Origin of the sequence: Acetivibrio cellulolyticus CD2, from assembly GCF_000179595.2 — a bacterium.
Lineage (GTDB): Bacteria > Bacillota > Clostridia > Acetivibrionales > Acetivibrionaceae > Acetivibrio > Acetivibrio cellulolyticus.
The window spans coordinates 708,685-732,431 of record NZ_JH556653.1; the positions used below are offsets into that span (position 1 = coordinate 708,685).

General features: G+C 37.0%; 16 protein-coding genes. 9 read left to right on the forward strand and 7 right to left on the reverse strand.

Translation table 11 applies throughout. The features are described 5' to 3' along the window. Window positions 1-56: 56 nt before the first annotated feature. Both ACECE_RS0205450 and ACECE_RS0205455 read right to left on the reverse strand, forming a co-directional pair. Window positions 57-3,923 carry a LamG-like jellyroll fold domain-containing protein gene (locus ACECE_RS0205450; protein ID WP_010245157.1) on the reverse strand — a complete coding sequence of 1,289 codons (3,867 nt, stop codon included), beginning with the start codon at window positions 3,921-3,923 and terminating at the stop codon, window positions 57-59. 12 nt (window positions 3,924-3,935) lie between these two features. Further along, window positions 3,936-6,845 carry a LamG-like jellyroll fold domain-containing protein gene (locus ACECE_RS0205455; RefSeq protein ID WP_010245160.1) on the reverse strand — a complete coding sequence of 970 codons (2,910 nt, stop codon included), beginning with the start codon at window positions 6,843-6,845 and terminating at the stop codon, window positions 3,936-3,938. A gap of 311 nt (window positions 6,846-7,156) precedes the next feature. On the opposite strand from ACECE_RS0205455, the gene ACECE_RS0205460 reads away from it, so the two are divergent. Genes ACECE_RS0205460 through ACECE_RS0205470 form a run of 3 tightly spaced genes read left to right on the forward strand, consistent with a single transcriptional unit; the run spans window position 7,157 to window position 10,079 of the window. Then, entirely contained in the window at window positions 7,157-8,566 is a 1,410-nt protein-coding gene (locus ACECE_RS0205460) for a sensor histidine kinase (protein ID WP_010245163.1), read from the forward strand. Between the two features lie 3 nt (window positions 8,567-8,569). Continuing rightward, on the forward strand, window positions 8,570-9,181 hold the full coding sequence (locus tag ACECE_RS0205465; RefSeq protein WP_010245166.1) for a response regulator transcription factor: 612 nt from the start codon (window positions 8,570-8,572) through the stop codon (window positions 9,179-9,181). Window positions 9,182-9,239: 58 nt separating this feature from the next. Then, window positions 9,240-10,079 carry a MerR family transcriptional regulator gene (locus ACECE_RS0205470; RefSeq protein ID WP_010245170.1) on the forward strand — a complete coding sequence of 280 codons (840 nt, stop codon included), beginning with the start codon at window positions 9,240-9,242 and terminating at the stop codon, window positions 10,077-10,079. On the opposite strand, the gene ACECE_RS26675 is transcribed toward ACECE_RS0205470, so the two are convergent. From ACECE_RS26675 to ACECE_RS29080, 3 genes are all read right to left on the reverse strand, one after another. Continuing rightward, on the reverse strand, window positions 10,066-10,566 hold the full coding sequence (locus ACECE_RS26675) for a hypothetical protein (protein ID WP_010245173.1): 501 nt from the start codon (window positions 10,564-10,566) through the stop codon (window positions 10,066-10,068). The two genes, ACECE_RS0205470 and ACECE_RS26675, sit on opposite strands and share 14 nt — an antisense overlap. Window positions 10,567-10,814: 248 nt before the next feature. Continuing rightward, window positions 10,815-13,151 carry a pectate lyase family protein gene (locus ACECE_RS0205480; RefSeq protein ID WP_010245176.1) on the reverse strand — a complete coding sequence of 779 codons (2,337 nt, stop codon included), beginning with the start codon at window positions 13,149-13,151 and terminating at the stop codon, window positions 10,815-10,817. A gap of 358 nt (window positions 13,152-13,509) precedes the next feature. Continuing rightward, window positions 13,510-14,604 carry a helix-turn-helix domain-containing protein gene (locus ACECE_RS29080; RefSeq protein ID WP_010245178.1) on the reverse strand — a complete coding sequence of 365 codons (1,095 nt, stop codon included), beginning with the start codon at window positions 14,602-14,604 and terminating at the stop codon, window positions 13,510-13,512. Window positions 14,605-14,882: 278 nt separating this feature from the next. Here ACECE_RS29080 and ACECE_RS30460 point away from each other — a divergent pair, with 278 nt between their 5' ends. Then, window positions 14,883-16,472, forward strand: a complete 1,590-nt coding sequence (locus ACECE_RS30460) for a copper amine oxidase N-terminal domain-containing protein (protein WP_162862489.1) — start codon at window positions 14,883-14,885, stop codon at window positions 16,470-16,472. A gap of 169 nt (window positions 16,473-16,641) precedes the next feature. Here ACECE_RS30460 and ACECE_RS26690 read toward each other — a convergent pair whose 3' ends face one another. After that, on the reverse strand, window positions 16,642-18,330 hold the full coding sequence (locus ACECE_RS26690; RefSeq protein ID WP_010245185.1) for a copper amine oxidase N-terminal domain-containing protein: 1,689 nt from the start codon (window positions 18,328-18,330) through the stop codon (window positions 16,642-16,644). Window positions 18,331-19,022: 692 nt separating this feature from the next. On the opposite strand from ACECE_RS26690, the gene ACECE_RS0205505 reads away from it, so the two are divergent. Genes ACECE_RS0205505 through ACECE_RS32070 form a run of 3 tightly spaced genes read left to right on the forward strand, consistent with a single transcriptional unit; the run spans window position 19,023 to window position 21,728 of the window. Next, window positions 19,023-21,347: a PEP/pyruvate-binding domain-containing protein gene (locus ACECE_RS0205505; protein WP_010245188.1), complete on the forward strand. Its 2,325-nt coding sequence runs from the start codon at window positions 19,023-19,025 to the stop codon at window positions 21,345-21,347. A gap of 23 nt (window positions 21,348-21,370) precedes the next feature. Beyond that, window positions 21,371-21,574 (forward strand): hypothetical protein, encoded by a 204-nt coding sequence (locus ACECE_RS0205510; protein WP_010245191.1) that lies wholly within the window; start codon window positions 21,371-21,373, stop codon window positions 21,572-21,574. A 22-nt stretch (window positions 21,575-21,596) separates the two neighbouring features. Continuing rightward, on the forward strand, window positions 21,597-21,728 hold the full coding sequence (locus tag ACECE_RS32070) for a hypothetical protein (RefSeq protein WP_268871008.1): 132 nt from the start codon (window positions 21,597-21,599) through the stop codon (window positions 21,726-21,728). 211 nt (window positions 21,729-21,939) lie between these two features. Here the strand turns inward: ACECE_RS32070 and ACECE_RS0205525 are convergent, their stop codons facing one another. Continuing rightward, a complete protein-coding gene (locus ACECE_RS0205525; protein ID WP_162862490.1) occupies window positions 21,940-23,052 on the reverse strand; it encodes a pre-peptidase C-terminal domain-containing protein in 1,113 nt (370 codons plus the stop codon). A gap of 43 nt (window positions 23,053-23,095) precedes the next feature. On the opposite strand from ACECE_RS0205525, the gene tnpA reads away from it, so the two are divergent. Both tnpA and tnpB read left to right on the forward strand, forming a co-directional pair. Next, complete coding sequence (gene tnpA, locus ACECE_RS0205530; RefSeq protein ID WP_010245199.1) at window positions 23,096-23,398, forward strand: IS66 family insertion sequence element accessory protein TnpA; 303 nt, start codon at window positions 23,096-23,098, stop codon at window positions 23,396-23,398. Continuing rightward, window positions 23,392-23,747, forward strand: a 356-nt coding sequence (gene tnpB, locus ACECE_RS26695; protein ID WP_026073830.1) for an IS66 family insertion sequence element accessory protein TnpB, incomplete at its 3' end; no start/stop codon positions are given. The genes tnpA and tnpB, both read left to right, overlap by 7 nt.

Here is a 23,747-nt window from a genome sequence, read left to right on the forward strand (position 1 = left end):
GTAAGAACCCGTAAAGTCAAAAAATATGACTTTACGGGTTTGATAATCACTGCACTTTAAAATACGACATCATCAATATAGTACAGATCACCTGTACCTGAAATCGAATCCGTTGAAAATACAAAACGGTCCATTGTCGCATAGCTTCCGCAGTTAGTAAGTGTGCCGACACATTTGTCATCTACAAAAAGATTTGCAGATGTTGTACTTTCCGCCTTGAGCTCGATACGTGTCCACTTGCTTAACGGAACTTTATTGGCTGCTGCAAGTGCTGTCCATTGACTGCCGTTGTAATATTGTATGCTGCCATCAGCCAGAAATTTGATACTGAACACCTTGTTTGCATTTCCTCCGCTGCACAGCGAAATTACAATACCGTTTGTTATGTTTTTTGCATATAGCATACATTCCAATGTTTTACTTGTAGTGGAAGTGCCTGTTTTTCCTGCCAGAACTTCCTGGCTGGTGGATGTGTCCTCCAACTTAAGTGCTTTTGATCCGAGGTAGTAATTCTGGTTATCCACTACTACTGTGCTGCCTGATACGGTGTAGCCTGAGGGAGACTGACCGACTTGCTGCGATTCCAAACCATCCGTAATGCTCTTTATGTAGGTGTAGTATTTTGTAAGGAACTCATCCCAAAGACTGTCCTGAGTCAAAGCTAATGGTGATGTTGTCAGAATACTTTTGTTGTATTGAGGATAAAAATAGTATCTAAAAAGTTGGTTGGAAGCCAAACAGATGGAAAGACCATTGGTATTTCCAAGGTAGGGAAGGGTACCATTGTAGGCTGCTTTTCCGTATAGACCTCTTCCTGTATCGCTCCACACCAAGCACTTCTGATAGTCTGTAATCAGCTTGTTTGCATATGCCTTAAGTGTGGTATCACTTGTATTTGCTGCTACACGCTTTGCAAAATCGATAAGGTCAGCGTAGGAATCTACACTTAGGCGGAATACATTGTCTACACTGCTTTTAATATCTGAAAAATCCGTTTTTGCATTTAAAAGCATTGCAAAGGCTTTAAAATCATTGGCGAAACTTTCAAATGAGCTGCCCATCCTGATACAGGAGCCAGCCGGGGTGTATAACAATTCATCAAGCATGCCTGCAACCGTTTCTACCGGGGCATCCGGCTGCTGCTCAAGTTTTTGAACAAACTGGTTTATATCAAACACACCTGCAGTTTCTTCGGATCCCTGAATATAGTCAGCTTCATTCCTCAGTTGGTACAGGGTTTCCATCATCTGCATGAGACAGTCATACATGCTAAGAATATCCACCTTTTGTCCTGTTTTTTGTCTGGCAGCCTCCATGGCTCCCTTTACTTCAGGCAGCTCTAGCGTATCACAGTTGTTGGTATCATCAATACACATCCCGTAAAGGCCGGTACCATGATTGGATGGCATAAGCAGGGTGTGTTCTGCCGGGTAGTTGGTCTGACAGTAAACAATGAAATCCTCCAGAGTTTTGGGATCCCCCATGTTGACTTCCCCATAGTCCTTAATACACCTAGAATAAAAATCAAAGAAATTGTATCCGTCCTGAAGCCCTTTCTCAAGTTTGAAAAGCTTTGCTCCAGTCCAATCATTGCTTGCTGCTAAGTCGCCATCGTAACCGGGTAACCTATCCATCAGTACCATGACATTGATATCAGTGCCTATCATATCCTTTTCAATTTGCACAATATTAGATAACATAGTTTTTTCCAGATTATTGTCGCCATCCATATACAGCAGCAAATTCCACTTCTTTTTCCCGTAAATTTCTGATACTTCCGCTAATGTCAGACTCCTTTTATATAGTGCCACTTCGTCCAGGGAACCGTTAAAATTGTTGCCGGAATCAAGAGCATGTCCGCCTACCAGAAGATCAGCAGTGTTATCCAGGCTGCCCATTCTGTTTGTCGGGTTAAAAGTTCCTTTAAGTGCTCCGTCAACGTAGAAGCATATTCCCTGAGGATTGTCCCTGTCTACTGTCACTGACACAAAATGCCATTTTCCGTCGTTCAATGTTATGCCTGAAGGTTTACACTGATAATTGTACCAACCGCTGGTAGAATCAGCCAATTGAATAACCAATGATGTGCCGTAGTACAGGCAGAGATGGTATCCTAGAGGAGAATAGCCGTTGTCGGTAATTTTGCCCAAGATCCTTTTGTCCAGGATACTTTTGATACCTGTCGTACTGGTGGATTTAAACCAGCAGGATACCGAAAAGTCTCCTGTACCAAAGTTTAGATTAGAGGAATTGCTTATTTTGGCGCAGTTCTGACCGTCAAAGTCTGCACCGCTCCTGTAATAATCATTGTGATCGCTGTAATTAAGGATGGCTCCGTTTGAAGTACTTACCGAATTACCCTTGCCGCTTGAGTCGATCAAGCTCTTGTTAAAAGGCAGCTTTAGAACCGTATCTGCTTCATAGGAAGGTGAATATTTGCCTGAGGTTTTGTATAAAGAATATATTTCACCATGAATGATAGAACGATTGTAAAGACTCACCTCATCCAACATACCAGTAAATCCGTACAATGAATCCTTGGTGCCTCCCAGCATAAGGTCGGCAGCGGTATTCATACAGCTGCTCAGGAAATTTACCGTCTCAAATGAAGCGGAAACCTCCATCCCATCACAGTAACATCTAAAATAGTAAATTTCACTTGTAGCAGCCTTATAAAAATTATATGTATACATGTGCCAGTTGCCGTCCTGCGGTATTGGCATGTCCAACGTGTGACTTACCTTGGTGTCATTGTAATAGGATTGGAGATGAAGGCATGTAGGTATTCGTAATATCTCAAAGCCGTTCTTTTTGCCGGAGTCCTCCTTGATTTTACGCATTACGACCTGCTGTGTAACACCAGAGGGCATAGCCGATGTTTTCATCCAGAAATTAATACTGACTTCGTTTCCCAGATGCAGGCTTGGTTTGTCGGGAACAATCATAGCATTGGTTCCGTCAAGCTGCAGAGCCTGGCCAGATATACCGGGAGCCATCGTACTTACGGGTTTCAGAAAAGTTCCGTGGCTGTTATTCCCGGAACAGTCATCTCCGCTTCCGTTGGTGAATTCCCAATATGCAGCTGCGTTGGCGTGCGGATTGATTTTGCGGACATACAGCTTCACATAATCCACTCTTACAGACAAATGCCAGATACCTGACCATGAAAGTTTCAGACCACGTGTCTCATACTGCGGGCTCCAGTTTCCACTGACGTAAGGCAAATTACGGTTATCCAGAGTAGTAGCCCCAGTGACACCTTTTTGCGCCCTCCACACCAGTTTATACTCGTACCCTTCTTCCTGAAGACCGGTAAATGAAAGTTCCTTGTCAAAACTATTGCTGCCAGTAATCGGCGGGTCATAAATCAAGTAGAAATCCTGGAATGTATTGTCCCACTTGATTTTTTCATATTGACTGTCCACAGGATTTGTGTTATAACGAATTTCACCCTGGTACACCCAGTCACTGTGAACTTTTTTACGGTAAAGCTTTACATTTTTAAGCTCAATACTGGCATTTGACATCCCATCCCATGTCAGGGTCAGTCCATATGTCTCATAAGGCTGGCTGTAGCTTCCGTCAGCAGGAAGACTTCTCCCGTCTACAAAGGTAGTGCCTGCAGTGCATCTGGCTGTCCACTCCAGTTTGTATTCATATCCCGGTTGTGCCGTCTGGGCAAACGAAACGGTCTTCTGAAAATAATACGATGATGTAGGTGGGTAATAATACAGTTTATAACACTGACTGGCAGAATCCCAGTAAAATTTTTCATACTGGTTGTTAAGCGGGTTGGTTGCCTGTGTGAGTGTGCCCATATCCTCCCATGATTCCGCAGCGAAACTACTGACTCCCATAAGTAGAATTACAGTTAATGCAGCCAGTATACATCCATATATCTTAATACTTTTTAAATTATTCATCAAAATCCCTCCTTACGGGTAGTATACATGTAAAAACTCATTCCATTTGGTGCTTGAAAGCAGATCATAACCTGTATCCGTGTAACCGAAATACTGTTCATAGAAGCTAAGAGTATTCTTACTTGTTGGAAAGAATATTGTCAAACCGTTTGCTTTCCCAAGATAGCTTCCATATGTCTTATTAAAAACCACACAACTGTTAAAAGCCGTTTTTAATGCTGCAGCAGAGTTCTTAAGATTTGTATCCGTTGTTTTGGCGGCAACATTATCAGCAAAATTGATTAAATCAATGTAACAGTTATTCCCAGCCATATTTATGGTGCTGGCATATGCAGCTTTTATGTCTGTTAAATCAGTTTTTGCTGCCAAAAGTGTTGAAAAATTATTCAGTGCGGTAACAAAGTTTGTCATTGCTCCGTCTTTTGTTTTGATTGCTGAAAAAGTCCATTCTCCAGAAAATTGTGAAAACAGCTTTGTAATATCCTCAGGGCTTTTAGACGCGTTCTTTACAAACTCGGCATAGAAATCTTTTTCTTCTAAGGTCCAGCCAAAAGCCATTTCTTCCGTGCCTACTATGTAATCAGCCTCGTTTCTGAACTGATATGCAATTTCAGCCATTTGCATAAGACATGCATCAAAATACAGAATATCAATCTTTTGTTTTGTCTTTAAACGGGCATTTGTGAGAGCCTGCTTTGCCTCAGCTATAGTCATTACGTAGCCCTTTGAAGTCTCATCCTGACTTATTCCTCTAAGACCGTCCCCATGGTTGGCTATTGAAACAAGAGTTTTCTCAGCAGGGTAGTTTGTCTGACAATATGTGATGAAATTTTCTAAATTATTCGGATTGGACATATCCAATTCTCCATAGTCTTTCAACAATTGAGAACAAGTGAAATAAGACGAATCAGGGTCTTTTGTAACATAATACAGTCTGGTGCCTGTCCAGTCTTTTTCGTTTGGTTGAGTATCCTCGCCTTCAATTCTGTCCAGCACTACAAGGAAATTGACATCATCAGTAGATCCGGTTATTTCACAGTCATTCAATTTTACGAGCTGCTGGCTTTCCAGATTATTGTCACCATTAAGGAAAAGAAGCATGTTCCATTTCTTTTTCCCATAGACCTTTTGAACTTCTGCCGCCGTCAAAGACTTTTTATAAATCTTGACTCCGTCTATTGCACCAATGAAATTATTGGCTGGATCATCAATGTGTTTGCCTATTAGAAGATTTGCTGATGTATCCAGACTTCCCGTTCTGTATGTAGCATTGTCACTGTATTTTAACTGACCATCAATATAAAATTTAACGCCTTGGGTATTGTCCCGGTCAACTGTAACTGTTGCAAAATGCCAGTTACCGTCGTTAAGTTTAGTCCCAGAGGGTCCGCGGTAATTGCACCAGCCTCTTACATCATCTGCCATTTGCAATAAAATATCGGTTCCGCCATACACACACAAATGATAACCTTGCCATCCCGAACCTACGTTAATTCGTTTATCCAGAATTGTGTTTATATTTGCTGTATTTGTGGTTTTAAACCAGCAGGAAATTGAAAAATCTCCAGCGCCCAAGTTGATTGATGGAGAATTAGCTACCTGCAGATAGTTCTGACCGTTAAACTGGATTGCTTTACCTTGAGGCTCGGTTTTTGACGTTACAAATGCAGGCACGATACCATCCATTTGTATGGCATGATTATAGTTGTCACTGTAATCAAGGAGGTTTCCGTTGGCGTTAATGTCCAGTACATTAACTTTTTTAAGTTCATTGGCAGTTACATCTGGGCTTGCCTCCGAAATACTTATAATATCACTGTAAGAAAGTGCTTTTTTGTATATTGTTACATCATCTACAACGCCTGTAAAGCCATTGTTACCCAAACATAAAGGTCCAGGATTTAATGAAGTTGAATTTGCATTAGCATTTAACTTTGCGTATTCAATAATTTTCCCATCGCTGTAAATAATCAAATTATACGTTACGGCTTTATCGTAAACAAGAGTGAGATGGTGCCAATTACCATCATATTTCATGACATCCGAACCATATACAGTTCCTGCTTTTCCATCTACATACAAGCAGGCAATGAGCGTACTCCCATTTGCTACCATCTCATATCCAGAAGTTTTTCCATCTACTGTATTTGTATTATTAATCAAAGTATACATTCCAGTGGAAGATGTGGCCATCTTGTACCAAAAGCTTATGGAAAAGTCCTGATCACCAAAATATAGACTACTGCTGGCCGGAACAGTCATATAACTGTTTGCTTCAAGACCCAATCCCTGACCTGTTTTACCCGGAATATTTGGTTGTACATTTCCAACATAAGTTCCGTTATTACCGTTTCCCGTTGTATCATTGGCCAGTCCGCCCTTAAAATCCCATTGGGCGGTAACTTCATATTCACTGAAAAAACTATCCCGCGCATAAAGCTTTACATATTCAAATTCAATCGTATTGCTTGTAGCTCCTGTCCAGACAAGAGTTCTTCCTTTTGTTTCATACTCATCGCTCCATGTACCCAACGGTAAAGCATGCCCGTCTATGGATGCTGTGCCGGTTACCGACCTTGCCTTCCATACAAGCTTGTATTCGGCTCCTCCCTCGAATGCTGAACCCCAGCTGATTATCTCGGTAAAAGGTACAGAAGGTGCGTTGTTGACAGGTATATATGCATAGGCAACCAAATTCCCTCCAGTGTTGAAATAATAACATAACTGGGGCGTCGCTGAACCACTTGCCACTTTTATAACCGGGCTGTTTTTTAACTCTCCCTGCAGAATCCAGTTATTTTCCCTCGCTTGTACCGTAGAAGCGAGAAACATCGACACCATAATAATCACCAGTGCCATTAAGTTGTACTTTGCATAATTTCTTCGCTTGTTTTTGTGCTGCTCTTTTTTTCCCTCAATCATTTGAAAATTTCCTCCTTAAGAATTATTTTTGTTGAATTCTCACAGCATAGAATAAGCTGTTATAATACTTTTTAAAAAGAGATAACATGCATTTATATCCTTCCAACTTTAAATATTCTTTTATAAAGATCATCAGTTATAAAGATCATCAGTAATAAATAATAATAGCACTTTAATTAAAATATATAAGTACCAACTTATTGGTACCCCTAGCATTGAATCTACGTTTAAATTACTGTATAATTTTCATAGGGAGTTTCTAAAGGGCAGATAGGTATATATTGTCATTCTTTATAACGCAGGAGTTGTTTATGATATTATTGGTAGTTATTCTCCTATGGATGATCGGAGGAATATCTCTTTTATGCAATTACGAAAATAAAACGATCCGCTGGTTTGCGTTAATTTTTTTTATTTTAGGTTGCAGCTGCAGTAAACCTTTGGTTGATGAAGTGGTCTTATACTATTTGGGAGATGATCTGATTGGCTTCCCCAGACTATTGATTTTTATCAAAACCATAGGAGTGGGTATGTCATGCCTTGCACTTTTTTCTGCACCCTACTTTATTATCAATTTCACCATGAGCTATTCGGGAATTTTTGAAAAAGTGAAAAAGTCTTACGTGAAGTTAATTGTTCATCTTTTGCTGCTCCCTGTAGTTGCAATGTTTATAATTTTTCCTTTAAATATTTACCAATATCCTTTGTATATCGATTATAAGATTCTTTGTGTTTTCGCGGTGCCGTATGCTTTCTTAGGATGTGCTTTTCTACTATATTCATATTGGGTTGAAATAAGCAAAACAGTTAGAGAGCAGCGGTTGATGGCTTGTTTGGTTTTTATACCACTCACCATATTGGGAATAACGACAAGCTATGTTCTTCCTGCTTTTAACTTAAGAAGTGCATGGAAATACAATAGATGGGCAGTTATTAGCTTATTTGTTACATATTCATATGTTGCTTACAGGTATGGAATCATGGGATTCAAGCTAAAGTTTGAAAAAATAAGGTTGGACAGCACAATGAAAGCCACCTCTTCCGGTACATCCATTATAAACCATGCTTTTAAAAATGAGATTTCCAAGATTGCACTTTGTACGGATAACATAAGGAAAAGTCCGGATAAAAATTCTACTTCAGCCGATAAAAATCTAGCTATTATCCAATCCTCAGTAAATTACCTGAAAGATCTTGTCACAAAAATACAGGAAAACATGCGGGATATACAACTGAACACTAAACAAGAAAACCTAAACAGCCTTTTGGATCATGCGATAGAAATCATAAGACCTTCCTACGGGTCAAAAAAACTAATTATTCGAAAAGATTGTAATCATGATATCATCCTGGTATGCGATGCTATTCATATAAAAGAGACTTTCATCAATATTTTAAGGAATGCTGCAGAGTCCATAATTGAGGATGGACTTATTGCTATTTCCGTCACTGTAGTAAAAAGAAATGTTTTTATTACAATTAATGATAACGGAATCGGAATGCCTTCAGATATTGCGTCAAAAGTATTTGATCCTTTCTTTTCTACCAAAAGAAAGGATGGTAATTTTGGACTTGGCCTCTCTTATAGCTACAATGTTGTGAAAAGTCACGGTGGTGATATAGAAATCTCCAGCAAAGAGGGTTGCGGAACTTCTGTGACTATAAAAGTCCCTCTTGCTGGAAAGGACAGATATCGTAAAAACATGGGAAGAGTAGGTTGATGTATGGACACTATAAAAGTATTTCTTGTGGAAGATGATCCTGATTGGGTAAGCCTATTGGTAGACTTTTTGGAATTCGAGCCAGATATAAGGATTGCACTGACTGCTGCAAACAAGCAGGAGGCTGTCGAAAAAGCTGCAATCCATGATTTTAATGTAATTATCATGGATATTAACTTAAATGAAACCGATTATGATGGAATTGATGCTGCATCTGAAATTCTAAAAACAAAAAACGCAAAAATTATCATGCTGACATCTTTTGACGAGGATGAACTCATTATTAAATCCTTTTCTGCAGGAGCAGTGGAGTATCTAAGGAAAATGGATTACCAGGCTTTGCCTCATATAATTAGATCAGTCAATAGAAATAGAACACCCGTGGAAGTTCTACAAAAAGAGCATGCAAAACTAAAGCGGGAAAATACGATTATTAAAGAGTTGTCAAGAGCCGAAAGAGAAATTTTTGAGCTAAAAAGTCAGGGTTACACCCTAAAAGATATCATGATTAAACTGAATAAATCTGAGAGAACATTAAAAAATCAAGTGGGAATGATCTTAAAAAAACTTAATGTAAAAAGTTTGAAGGAAGCACTGGAGAAAATGAAGCCATAGGCTTTCACGAGTGCGTTGATGACTATTATATAAAAAAAGAAATAAGAGGTGAATAAAAGTGCAATATCAAATTGGGGATTTTTCCAGAATCTCCCGACTAAGCATAAAAACTCTTCGTTATTACCATGAATGTGATTTACTCCACCCAACTTATATAGATGATGACTCAGGATACAGATATTATAATGAAGTAAGCCTTCAAAAGGTTAATATTATTAATAAACTGAAAGAACTGGGTTTTCCTCTAAAGGAAATAAAAAAAATACTCCATAATTACAACGACGATACAGAATTATTGGAATCTTTGATAAATAAACAAGAAGAAATTTACAATAAAATTGTAGAATATGAAAATATGTACAAAAATCTTGAATTACTAATAAGGCAAACTCGACAGGGAGAAGAGGTTTTTATGACAAGTTTAAACAACGAAATTACTGAAAAAGTTATCGAAAATACATTAGTAGCAAGTATTAGATTTAAAGGTAAGTATCAGGAAATTGAATATTATCTGGAAAAATTGTACAAACATTGTGGAAAGCATTGTATTGGAAGCCCCTTTTCCTTATACTATGATTATGATTTCAAAGAAGATGATGCAGATATTGAAACTTGTGTTCCTGTCAAGGTTGCTGTTGAAGCAGAAGGAATAAAAAGCAGAGTTATTAATGGTGGCAAAGCTCTTACAATTCTACACAAAGGACCATATGAGTCTATAGGAAGAGTATACAAGACGCTTATTGACCATGTAAACCAACGTAATATACATTTATTACTTCCAACCAGAGAAGTTTATTTAAAAGGACCTGGTGTTATTCTTCCCCGTAATTCAAGTAAGTTCATTACAGAAGTTCAAATGTATATAAACGATGAATTCCAGCATTCTATTCAATATTAATATTCAACTTATTTTGAAAATCCTCTATACTAAACCCTTGTATTCTTTTAAAAGCTTCCGGGTGAGAAATTGTATATGTCTGTTGAAATGTTATGAATGGTGAAAATACAAATACTCCAATAAGTAATCCTATTGTAGCAGCTTTGAAATCAGCTTTTGAGAAGGTTTCAACTAAAACCCATAGCATATTCAGAACCATAAATATATGACATATCTGGGCTATTATGTTATTTCCACTCCAGGGAAAAAAGTATATACCAAGACCTCCGAAGAAAAATAGCGGAAGTATGGATACATGAAGAGCAGTTCTGTTTTTTGTAACCATATACACTACAAAACCTACAATATAAGCTATATTTGTCGGTCCACAGGCATTAAAAACCAACCACTCAATAAAACTCACTTTTGTCATTCCAAAAAAGAAGTACATGCTATTAATTGTAAGAACCAAAAGTATACTTGCCAAAATAATTCCAATCTTTTTCATTACAGACACCTCCATATTATTTGTTTGTATATAGACTATAATGTCTCCAGCAACAGGAGAGTCAAGAATTTTTTAATCACAATAAAACAAGCACATTTAAAAGAAGGCAATTGCTCCATTTATAGAACAATCCCCTTCTCTTCTTGTAAAATATTTTTTAGTATTAAATTGATAAGTATGATAGCTTAAATATTTGATTAAACAATAATTTTATCAACCCACCAAGCAGATTTTGATTACCTCAGCAATTACTTAAATATAGCATTGGTAAGCCTGTCAAAAAGCTTTTCCGCATTACCTGTACCTGTACAATTCTCCATAATAATCGCTGCTGGATTACCATTGCCTGTGAATCCATGTTTAGCATTATTGTTAGCAACACAGCTTTTTAGAATATGAGCAACTGATGCAGTATCGTCACCTAATTTGAATCCGTTACCGTCTCCGCCTGTCACCTTACCTGAAGGTAATTTACCATTGCTGCTCGCTTCACAGTTTTCCAATGTAACTTCACCTATAGGACCTGTTTCTGATTTGGTATATAGATCCCAACCGTCATCGCAGTTGAACTCCGCTTTGCAATTCCTAAATATATTGCCTTTTCCACATGTAAGTTTAGCTGCAAATCCGTCTGCATTTTCAATAGTTGAATCCATGTTCTCTGAAGAATAACAGTCCAAAACAAGGTTGTTGCTAGGCCATTTGTCAATTGAACTATACGATGTGTTATATCTTGACAACTGAAGCCCACTATCGTGATTATACTTAAATATACAACCTTCAATTATGTTATTGCTTCCTGCAAGCAACATTCCATTATCTCCTGCACCATTTATTGCAACATTTTTAAAGTGCCAATAATTAGCGGCAAGAACTACTCCTCTGTTGGATGATTTTTCATCCATTGCTGAGAAATCAATAATAGGTTTGTCCGTGCCATAAGCTGCTATCTTCTTCATTGCACCTGAATTACCGTTATTACCTTCAGCTACAGTGATCGTTGTAGAATATTTATAAGATCCTGATTTCAAATAAATAGTGTTTCCTGGTTTTATTGAATTTATTGCTTGCTGCAAAGTCATTGATCCATTTGGCTCAAGTATAATGTCACCATCTACTGGCTGACTTGTCTGTGCAGGAGTTGATGTTGTAGTTTTAGTTGGTGTTGCTGTTGTAGTTTTAGTTGGTGTTGCAGTTGTATTTTGGTTAGAACCAACTGGAAGTTTAGTAATCATACCCAATAAATATTGTCTAAAGAAACCAAAGTCAAGTGAATTTACACTGCCATCAAGATTCAAATCTGCAGCACTGTATTGGTTGCCTGACAATTGTACAGATCCAAGTATGTACATTCTTAATGTTGCAAAGTCAATTGAATTTGCACTGTAATCTCCATTCAAATCACCATATACTATCCCCGAAGCATGAGTTGGTGTTGGCGTTTGCGCTTGAGTTTGTGTTGGAGTTGTTGATGATGTTGGTATTACTATTGGTGTTGATGAACCATTAATTTTTCCTACCCCTGCATATTGTGTAACAATAGATTTTACCTGATCAACAGAAGTCAATACACTTGAATAAGTATAAGGAGGAGTAAAACTGCATGTTGATGTTGTAGGCTGATTACCTTTACAATTTGTAAAAACGTTATTACTTACATCCCAAAATCCAGGTTCGTCACTATAGTATGCACCAATCGGTCCCTCTGCAAATCCTAAAGCATCATCCAAAGATCCACTTCCAACATTCTCGAAAACATTATTCTCTATTCTTAATTTTGCTCCCATTCTTGAATTAATCGCCGAACCCTCAGCATCTACATAGTAGTTGTTGAACATATGTCCTGTTCCGCCTCTGTAGCTTGGCAAACGGGATTTTGTGTGTGAATATATATTGTGGTGGAAAGTTATTTTTCTATCAGAGGTATCACTATCAGACGAACCAACAAGGCTCGTTTTAAAAGCATCATGGAAATAAGTCCAGGAGACTGTGATATATGCACTTGATCCCTTGGCATCTAAAAGCCCGTCATACCAGTCAACGTCTCCGCCGCTTATATCTCCTTTAGTATCTATTTTTCCATCTCCGTTACAGTCACCAATCATATTGTATATTTCACAGTGGTCTACCCAAACATTGGTCGAATTTTCAATACCAATACCATCCATTGGAGCTCTGGTATGATGAATTTTCATGTTTCGTACGATAATATTGCTTGATTTAACAATATTAATTCCTACACCTTCCAATTCCCCACTTGTTCCAACACCAAGGAATGTGATATTCTTAACTTCTTTTACAGCGATTACTTCTGATCCCGTAATCTTGCCGGTAAACTTTATTATTAGCGGAGAAGTATCACTATTTTTTTTCCTTGTACTCAAAAGAGTATTAACCTGAGATAAACTGGTTGCTATTACTTCCGTACCTCCGGTACCACCGGTAGTTCCTCCATTTAATGTTGCAAATCCCACCATCGCAAACATATCTTCTGCTTTAGCAGTTGTTGATGTAGCAGCAAACGTAGTCAAAATCATTGACAGTATAATCAAAAACGACATATGTACTGAAACTCTCTTTGTCATAAAACATCCTCCCAATTAATTTTAGATCTCCCTGCGCTTCTTTCATTGTAGCTTAAATTGTCATACCGATAAACAACTATACTTTACAGCCATTCACCTCCTAAATATAAGTTTTTGTAGAAAATCTATTTATGAAATATTCCATATAATTTAATATAATCTTATTTCCATATAGCTTATAAAGTCAATTTACACTATTCTGTTTTACATATACATTTTTTAATGTGCAATTTTTAGAGTGCTTATTTCAGCACTTTGGGGCGAGCTAATCTTAATACAAAATCCCATACTATATAATAAAGTGCTCTACTTAAGTGAGAATTCTTAAGCAGAGCACTTTGATATTTTTCATACAATCTTATTCTATATTTTTATTTAGCCTGTACTCACCCGGAGTAAACCCAGTTACTTGTTTAAACCTTCGAATAAAACTAGAGGCATTGTAATACCCCGAATTTTCTGCAATATTTTTAATCTGCATGTCGCTTGTGCTAAGAAGCTCTTTAGCTTTCTCAATCCTCAAATTTGTGAGGTAATAAACAATATTTTGACCGGTTTGCTCTTTGAAAAAGCTGCTCAGATAATTCAAAGACAAATTGAAATGGTCTGCCATTTGTTGAACCGAAAAATTGCTGTCAGAATAACTGATTTCTATGTATTCCATCATTTTCTCAATTAGTGGTATAACACTTTGGGTTTCATTAGTATTTATATCAATATTCTGTATAGTTTCTAAAATCACATTTTGCTGTATAGAATTTGGAACAACATCTGGCATAAAACTGTTTTTAGCATCGTTCTTCAAGGTATCTGTCAAATTTTCAATAGGATCTTTTGAAAGTTGGAAACGTTTTCTTGGCTTTAGTAAAGTAAAAGCTGTAATATTTAGCACCAAAAAGGCAAGCAATGTTGCTATGAGTAAGAAAACGTTTGCGGTATAAATGTTTTGAGCAAAATGCTCATAACCATATTTAATGAGAAAAAGAGGATTCATTCCATGGCTGTATACTATTTCGATGTGTGCAAGCCTTGCTGACTCTCCTTTGTTTCTAGTCCCCAGAATTTCTATTTCTGTTTTGTCAGATAACTTTATGTTCTCAATCTTTTTAGTAAAAAGACAATCCTTTTTGGGATTTTTGTCTGCCGTCCAGCCAGCGATCTCTGTGCCGTCAAGATTAACAGAATAAGTGCAGTTGCCGTCATCTTCATCAACATATGCTATTATAAGATCGTAGAAAGCTGGTATACCGTCAAAAGTATACTTTGCTGTTCCAACGTCTCCAGTTTTAACCACATTCGTACCTACATAATAGTCAAATTTGTAATTTGTAAGAGCCATATTTACAGCATCGATTTTTGTGTTCAAAGAGGTTTTTGGAAGTAGTAGTAAAGAGATTACAGCAAGCACGAGTAACTCAACAGAGATAATTGTAATGATTTGTTTCTTTCTCACAATAATTACCTTCCCCAAAAATCATAGTGAATCTAACTTGATTTTAAAATTTTAATGGTTATAGTATATCAAATTTTATAATACTAGTACAGACCCAAGGTCTTAAGCGAGCATAAAAAATTGTCCTATTCAAACGCAATTCTGTACTTCCTTTAAGTTTACAAAAACTTAATTGGATATTTATTGCATTCCTTATTATAATTGAATTTGGAGAACTAATTCAGATAATAATATTTTGGGGAGTGAGTTTTGTGATAAAAAAAAGCAGTTTACAACCAATGAATTTACGCTCAAAATTATGCGTAGTACTGGTGTTTACTCTATTATCTTTATGCTTATTTCAGGTGACATCAAATGCTCAGGGGTGGGCGGTTTCTCCTGTAGAAAATGAGGACATGGGGATCTTTATTCATCATTCAAATGAAGGCTATGATGTTTATGTTGGTTATAACCATCCAGCGGGACCGGAACATTCTTCTGTATCTTATTCTGAAAATTTGGATTTATATTATAATAAAAACAGCAAAAAATTAAATTTTGCCCTTTCCGGCTTTGTAGGAGAAGCGGGTGGTGCTACATGTAGTGCTTATTCAGGTTTTAGATTAAGACTTGGTGAGCTTTTGCCCGGAAAATACGAATTATCGGCATCAACTGTATTCTTATCTGACTTTACATGGGAATTTAGCAAACTTAATAGAACCTTTCAACTAACTATCCCTGAAGACAGTTCTAATTCAGAATTTGAGAAGGACTTTTATATTGATTCATCAGCTATATCCATGGGATGTAATAATATTAAGATTGCCTTCAAAGATAATGATTTTTTTCAGAAAGCAAATCCAAATCTTTCTATAAATATTTGTGATAGTAATGGAAATGAGTTAAAGAAAATTGAAGATTTTAAAGTTTCTGAAAACTCTTTACAGTCTGTGCATGACTATGGGTTTGTTTCTGAAGGCAACTATGTAACTAGGGAATACATGACCAAATTTGACAAAATGGAATACAATGGCAATGTCGGAAATATTCCATATAAATATATTAAAAATTATGCTTTTGACTATAATTTTGAGCCTGGAACAAAATACAAGGTAAAAGTCATTCTATCTGCTGATGGCACAAATTATGAAAGGGAAGAGCTAATTTATAATCCTCTATTGAGCAGTATACCTGAGGCTATTCCTCTAATTAGAAAGACATATTATGACGCTGATGAACACCAATTCACTATTAAATGTAACAAAGATTCTGCTGTTGATAATTACGAGCTCTACATGTATCCTGATGAAAAAACTCCAGAAAATATAATTCAGCTCCACACTGAACAGTATGCAAGCTATATATCAAGCACCGGCGAATTTTCGATAAGTTCAGTTGGATGTGATAAAAAGAATATAATAATTCTAGGAAAGAAGGACAATACATATTATACATCAACAAAACCATTTAAATTGGATAATAGCAAAGTAACAGACATTAGCAATATTATTTTTGAAATTGGCAACCCTAAAATGACCATTAACAACAGAGTACGAAAGAACATAGATCAAGATAGTAAAATAGTGCCGATAATAAAAGATTCAAGGACGCTGCTTCCGGTAAGGGCTTTTGTTGAAGAACTTGGAGGAACCGTTTTGTGGGATGCTACAAAGCAACAAGTTAAAATAACGTATAAGGATAAAAATATAGTATTTACACTAGGAAGCAATGAGGTTACTATCAATAATAATAAAATTTATATGGATGTTACAGCTCAAGTAATAAATCAAAGATCGTTTATTCCACTCAGGTTTCTTTCTGAAACTATGGGATTTGATGTTCAATGGGATAAATCTAACACCAATATTATAAATATAATTATGAAATGAGTTGTGAGAGCTTAAGTCATAAGTATTCCTGCAAATAAGATCAATTCAAATTCTTTGAAAATACTGGCTATCACACAAGCAGTTAAATAAATTTGTACTGCTTGTATAATAGCCCCCGAATATCTTAATACACCTTTTTCCAAATAATAATATTCTAAGAAATTAAGTATTAACCTTTCCTTATAATAATTGATTTGGTAGATTCAACCCATTGTACATTACACCCCAGGTTTTCTAATACAGCTCTTAAAGGAACATATGTCCTATCATTTATTATGGCAGGAGCACAATCGCTATTTATATTCTGTCCGTTTACTTGTATAGAACTACTACCAATCCATAGATTGACGTTCTTACCGTTTAATTGGATTGAAACTTTTTTTGACGAACCTTCCCAGGTTACGCTTCCTCCTAATGCTTCAATAGTTGCTCGTATAGGTAACATAGTTCTATTGTTTATGATCAAGGGCTTTGTACCTCTTCCAGGATCTATTTCTGCAGATATCCCATCTGCCAGCATATATGCATCTCCAATTTTCATTGAAATCTGCGATACATTTTTAGGAAGAGTAATGTTTTTTCCAAGAGTCATTCCACCTGACTTGAAGAAATCTCCTACATGTTTTTTCATAAAGGGCTGTCCATCAGTATAAATGTCATTTTGAAAGGAGGCCTGTCCTTTAGTACCTGCACCAAACAGCAATGCTATAACCCCTGAGTTTGCATATTTAGCCAGGTGATTTTCCATTCCGTTCCCAAAAAAGTATTCAGGAAAATTACCTTTATAACCTTCTCTATCTCCACCATTATTGTATACATTCTTGTGATTTGAATTTCCCAGAGGAATTTGCCATAATATCCAGCGTTTTTGACTTTTTACATTCCACAGTCTAAGCCATTCCGCATAACGATTAAAACTCTTGGAGTTTGTAGAGGCATTATCATTTGTATCAAGCCATCTATCCTGGTTATTGTTTATTTTATAAAACTCAGGATCTCTGTCCAAAGGATCACCAACCAGCAAATCATACATTTCACCGGTTTGATTGGAGCCCAGTCCCATTGGGGATAAAAACGAATACACTTTGTCAACTTCAGGTTGAAGTTTATCTGATGTTGAGAAGTAGACTATATCTTTCCCGCTGGCCCATCCTGATACATGAATGCCCAGCAACGCATTTTTCGCAACAACTTTCCTGCGTATTTCCAAAAATGCCATCCCCCAACCGGAAACACTATTAGGAAGGTCCTTAAGTTCCGATAGTCCTGTATCCTTTATTGCACAATAATCACTGGTAGATTTAGTCTGCTTCTGCATAAATCCAAACCCATCAGCTTCTACTAGAATTACTACCGGTTTCCCAAACTCTTTAACTTTTTTCATTAATAAAATGAAATCAGAGAAATACTCTTTCATTGTTGCACTATTTTTTGTTTTTGTATAGAATTGTGCCTCGCCACCTCCGGGCATTTCATTCATACAATAATATTGTATATATGGCACGGCATTCATCTGATCACAGCTTTTCATGAAATTGAGTGCGTAAGTTCCATCACGATCTCCCCAACCCCAGTTATTAGCCCAACCCTTTGTTAAGTAAATGTATCTTGAATTCCAAGGTACACCACTGTTTTTCATCCATGAACTATCATTACCTTCAAAAAGCCCAACCATCAATTTTGAAGGTAATGCTCCTGGAATAGTTCCGGCAGCTTTGTCCCCTCCATTTAGAGCATGAACCTGAACTGAAAATAATATCGTAAAGATAAAAGCAATCAAATACATCCACACAAACATAGTCCTGCATTTACTTTTTATTAAGATCTTTTGTCCATTTTTCGCAATTAAACCTGACATTTCTTTTCAACCTCTCATTTCCACTTTATCTTGATAATTATGTAAGTAAAAGATATAGCTTAACAGTTAAGCACTATTATAACAGTAATTTGCCTTCGTGTAAAATTCCAAAAGCACCTATAATTGGATATCCCGCTGTATAGATAAACTATCAATTTGTCTTTAACAATAATAATTTTTTTCTCATCTTTGCGGGAGGCTTTGAAACAGTATTAGATATAGCGAAAATAGTGTTTTTCGGGTTATGGTTTTATAATTAGGAAAGCGTGATATTGTGGAGCTGATTTGAAGGTAGTGCCTATTGTTTTAGTGTCAAACGACTCCATTGCGTGACCTTCGCAAAAAATCAGTAGGCCTTGGCTTGATAATTTTTCGCCGCGTCTATGGGACATCCTGTCCCGAGACGCTAAAAATGCCATCCGTGGCATTTTTGCTTCAAATTATCAATCTTTCGGCCACTGATTTTAATGCTCAAGTCAAGCAATTACATCATTTGACACTAAAACGGGTTATGTATTTGTAAAACATTTGATAATTTTGTAATTTTCAATATAAATCTATAATTATATGTGATAGAATCGAAATATAAAATGCAAGTCAGAATTGTGAAAATTGTTTATACATCTGCAAAAGAAAATAGTGTATGTGTGATATTTAAAGAAACATATTCACGTTCAGGAGGAGTTTCATAAATGAAGTATATTTGTTCCTTTTCGCAAATCACATCAGAACAGATTGCCTTTGCAGGCGGTAAGGGTGCGTCTCTTTCAAAAATGGCTAAGGCTGATTTGAATATCCCTGAGGGTTTTATAATATTAGCTTGTGCATTTGAAAATGGTGTATTGAGGCAGGAGGCAAGTGAAGAATTATCTGTGCTCATTACAGGATTATGTGAGCAGAAGACTTATGCCGTAAGGTCTTCCGGTCTGAGTGAGGATGGGGAAAAGGCTTCCTTTGCAGGAGGTTTTGAAACAGTATTGGATGTAGCGAAAAACAATATTCCTAAAGCAGTCGAAAAGGTTATAGCGTCTTCAAAGGCTGAACGTGTAAAAACCTACAGCGAAAACATGGGTATGGAATTTCAAAATCAGATTGCAGTGGTCATTCAGGAATTTGTTAAACCTGATTTTGCAGGTGTCCTATTTACTGCTGACCCTATATCGGGAAGCAGTACAAAAATGGTAGGCAATTTTGTGCGCGGAGTTGGAGAACTATTAGTTTCAGGAGATGGGAACGCGGAGGAATTTACTTTTTCCTCGATTAAATATGCTTATTGCGGAAGTGACCTTCTTAAACCTTATGCCAAAGATCTGTTTCATATTGCCAGAAAAATTCGTAAGTTGTATGGATGTGCCCAGGATATTGAATGGGCAATTGAAGGCGGAAAAGTACATATTTTGCAGGCAAGGCCTATTACTACAATACGGCGTATAAATTATGAAACCTATGAAGTCAACGGCTCAATGAGTGGTGAATTTTTATTTTCAAACACAAATGTGGGAGAAGCATTTCCAAAAGTAATCACTCCTGTGACATTTTCTATTGCAGAATTCGTTGGCGAGGCTTTTGGACTTCCTGTATTTATTGATAATATCTGTGGTCACCCTTATGCAAATCTTAGTGTAATCTATTCATTGTTGGTGTCTTTTGGAATAAAAAAGCGGAAAGCTGTTAGCATTTTGGGTGATGTTACAGGCAACATACCTAAGGATGTTGAAATCCCGGTTTTCCCAATTAGCAGGCGGTCATTTATAAAAGCAGTTCTCAAAATGTTTAAAAGACCAAAAAATAAATACTCTAAAATGGGAATGAAGGATTTTATTGAAAATGGAGATCGTTATGCTTTTAAATTGATTGATTTAATCCGTAGCACAGATAATAATGAAAGTCTTTTGAAGCTTTGGAATGAAGAGGCTAATCCGTACGTTGCCAAAGCTCTGTCTGCGTTCTTTGGAGTTGTGACACTTAATGGTTTGTTTGACACGAGGGAAAAGCTTGTTAAAATGGCAGGTGAGGAAATTGCCAATGCTTTATGTTCCAATTGCGGTGGGGATAGAGTTTTAGAAAGTATGCAGCCCCTTGTTTGTCTTGAAAAAGTGGTAAAAGGTGAGATGACAAAGGCAGAATATGCCAGGCGGTATGGTCATCGTTCACCCAATGAAATGGAGCTTTCAATGCCATATCCTTACGAGGATGAAGCTTATATAGATAAATTGATTGAGGAATACTGCAAAAGTGGGATTAGTGCGTCTATGCTTCGGAAGAAGCAGCAGGAAAAGTTTATCAAGGCAAAGGAAGAGTTCCTCCGTATGTTTCCAAAACGGAAAAAATGGCTGGAAAACAAGCTTAGCAATTTGGCAAATTCTATGCATACCCGTGAGGAGCTTCGCAGTAAAGGTGTCAGGTTGTTTTGCATATTCCGTGAGTTTTTGCTCAAATGCGGAAGCATAAATGGAATTGGAGATGGTGTTTTCTTCTTGTATTTTAATGAAGCTGTAAACCTTTTGCAAGGAGATAGATCGGCTTTGCCTCATATTACTGAAAGACGAAGAAATTATGAGCGATACAAGACTTTGCCGACACTTCCTACGACAATCAGAGGACGTTTTGATCCTTTTGAATTGGCAAAATGTGAGAATAGAAGGATTGATTACTATGGCTTTGGCGAAGAGAATAGTTATGCCGAAAATTCCGAAAGCGAAATCATTACAGGTTATGCCGGGGCTGCTGGAATAGTGGAAGGCACTGTTCGTGTGCTCAATGATTTTTCGAAGTCAAGTGAATTTATGAATGGAGAAATTCTTGTAACAGTTGCTACAAATATAGGCTGGACTCCACTTTTTCCGAGGGCTTCCGCTATTATAACCGACATCGGTGCACCATTGTCCCATGCAGTTATTGTGGCAAGAGAATTTGGTATTCCTGCGGTTGTTGGATGCCGTGATGCTACATTAAGGCTCAAGACTGGCGACCGGGTGCGCGTTGACGGTGGAAGAGGAATTGTAAAAAAGGTTTAATAAAGCATTAAGGGGTGAAGGTTATGGGATCTATTCTTGTAGGCTTGTTTATGGGTATTATTGGTTTAGGGTATTTTGTTTATGGCAAGAAAAGTACTGAATTTAGCTTTTTAATTTTTGGCGTTGTTCTGATGATTTATCCATATCTAGTAAGAGATACAGTTTTATCGCTGGTACTTGGAATAATTTTTGCTATATGTCCATTTATTATTAAGAGGTTTTTTTAGTCTGAGTAAACGGGGAATGATCATGAGAACTAGAACTTTTATTGACACAGAAATTAAGCCTGATAGTGGAAAAATTGTTGATATCGGTTGCATTAAAGTTGATGCTTTGATTGAAGCAGACATTAGGTATTTTAAATTCATTGATACTTTATAGCTATTTTTTGATACTACTTAATCTATCCCTGAAAAAAGTTTTATGCTACAATCACAATTAAAAAATACAGATTATTTTGAGGTTAAGCTATGAAAAACCAAATTCGTTTGAAATTTATAAAACAGGATACATTTAGTTCGTTATGTAAAGAACCCATGAATGGCAATAGCCTCAACATGGGTTCTTTTATATTGATTCCTTATTTTACAACTTAATTTTTAGTCACAACAAAGCTGTAGGAGCCGTAATTTGACAGATGATATGGGTGAATTTTTACAAAATATGTCCCTGCAGCAAGATTGTTATAATCAATTCTGCAATTCACATCATAGTTATCGTCATTATAGGCCAGTCTTGTGCCGGTGCTGCTGAAAAGCTGTCCTACTGTATCGGTATCGCCGGTAGTATAGAAAGAGTAATTACCGGCGGTTGAGATTACGATTTTATAGAAATCCACGTCCTGGAAGTTTTCAATTCCATAGTCAAACTTTGCACTGGTTGTACTTCCAACACTGACTGGTTTGGAATGTATAAATGTGTCGCCGGCCCTCTCGCTTGTCTTTATTGAAGGACTGGAAGATGTAGTATTGACAAAGTCCAAAATCGCACCTTTATTAATCAAAACATACATGGTGCCATCTGAATAGTTTTCATATTTGGAATAATTATTGCTGATGGTTTCAATGTTTGAATCGTATATGATAACTCCGTTTGCATCAAGATTTCTTGCTACATCGCTGCCCATTTTATGGGACCATGTGCCATCACTGTGACGTACATAAAAATGGAAATCCGAATCTGCATCAATAGCAATAGCGATTTTCCTCCATCCGCTTGGCACAGAGGCAGAAGCTGTGGTCTGCTGGATTTGAAATCCTAATGCTGCAAGATCGGCAGACACTGCCTGGTAGATTCCATTTAATGTGTAAGGTGTACTCAGTGGAGTGTTTGAAAGCTCACCTGGTTGTAAGCCATAGGAGTTCTCGCTGCCGGTATTCTCTGCTATTATCCTCATGGCATAAGCGTAGCAATTCGTGCGGAATCTTAAGCCGTTTTCATCGTTAAACCTGCTTGGATCGTAAGTAAAACTCATATTATTGATTGGGAAGGATGTAGAATATGTTATTTCAAGGCGCGGAGGATGTGTAGTGTTTTCTGCCGAACAGAAACACTTGGCGTCAACCCGTAACTCATCAGTACAAAAGGCAAAACCTAAATTGGAAACTTTATTGTCTTTACTTCCACCTGTATTATTGTAATAATCCCTGAGCCACCCCTGGGTTATATATGTGTAAGCGTACAATACAACCCATCTGTTAATCAATTTGTTAGCATGAGATAATACACCAAAAACCAGGAGGCGTCTTATGTTATATAAAGAATGGGAAAAGTTAATTAGAGAATTCGAAAAAAGCGGAAAAACCCAGGCTCAGTGGTGTAGGGAAAAGGGGTTGAAAATCAAAGCATTCAATTTCCAATATAGAAAATATAGAAGAGATAATCAAAACAAGGAAGAAATTAACAAAACAAACTGGATGCCAATTCAGTTTGAACCAATGATGACATCAAAACTCAACATAAGAATAGGTAAAGCTATAATTGAAATTGAGAACGGATATGACGAAAGACTTTTGCAAACTATAGTTAAATCCTTGGAGGCAATATGTTGAGCATAAGTGGAACAGAAAAAGTATATCTTGCTATTGGAAGTACTGATATGAGACGCTCTATCGACGGTTTGGCAGCAATAGTTCAGCAATGTTTTTCTCTCGACCCATTTTCATCGAATCTTTTTGTGTTTTGCAATAAAAACAGGACAATGATAAAAATATTACATTGGGATCATAACGGATTTTGGCTATACTTCCGACGACTTGAAAAGGGAACGTTTAAATGGCCTTCAGATAACTCTAAAGAGACAATTCAGGTGGGTACTAGGGAACTCTATTGGTTATTAACTGGACTTTCAATTGAGCAAAAACAAGCACACCGGAAAGCAGCTTCAAACGTGGTGATATA

What these genes read in the sequence shown, in the direction of transcription:
- ACECE_RS0205465 (WP_010245166.1), top strand. Translation starts at nt 8,570, where the DNA reads ATGGACACTATAAAAGTATTTCTTGTGGAAGATGATCCTGATTGGGTA.
- ACECE_RS0205450 (WP_010245157.1), bottom strand. Translation starts at nt 3,923, where the DNA reads ATGAATAATTTAAAAAGTATTAAGATATATGGATGTATACTGGCTGCA.
- ACECE_RS32070 (WP_268871008.1), top strand. Translation starts at nt 21,597, where the DNA reads ATGAGAACTAGAACTTTTATTGACACAGAAATTAAGCCTGATAGTGGA.
- ACECE_RS0205460 (WP_010245163.1), top strand. Translation starts at nt 7,157, where the DNA reads ATGATATTATTGGTAGTTATTCTCCTATGGATGATCGGAGGAATATCT.
- ACECE_RS0205455 (WP_010245160.1), bottom strand. Translation starts at nt 6,845, where the DNA reads ATGATTGAGGGAAAAAAAGAGCAGCACAAAAACAAGCGAAGAAATTAT.
- ACECE_RS26690 (WP_010245185.1), bottom strand. Translation starts at nt 18,330, where the DNA reads ATGTCAGGTTTAATTGCGAAAAATGGACAAAAGATCTTAATAAAAAGT.
- tnpA (WP_010245199.1), top strand. Translation starts at nt 23,096, where the DNA reads ATGTTATATAAAGAATGGGAAAAGTTAATTAGAGAATTCGAAAAAAGC.
- ACECE_RS30460 (WP_162862489.1), top strand. Translation starts at nt 14,883, where the DNA reads ATGAATTTACGCTCAAAATTATGCGTAGTACTGGTGTTTACTCTATTA.
- ACECE_RS0205480 (WP_010245176.1), bottom strand. Translation starts at nt 13,151, where the DNA reads ATGACAAAGAGAGTTTCAGTACATATGTCGTTTTTGATTATACTGTCA.
- ACECE_RS0205505 (WP_010245188.1), top strand. Translation starts at nt 19,023, where the DNA reads ATGAAGTATATTTGTTCCTTTTCGCAAATCACATCAGAACAGATTGCC.
- ACECE_RS26675 (WP_010245173.1), bottom strand. Translation starts at nt 10,566, where the DNA reads ATGAAAAAGATTGGAATTATTTTGGCAAGTATACTTTTGGTTCTTACA.
- ACECE_RS0205510 (WP_010245191.1), top strand. Translation starts at nt 21,371, where the DNA reads ATGGGATCTATTCTTGTAGGCTTGTTTATGGGTATTATTGGTTTAGGG.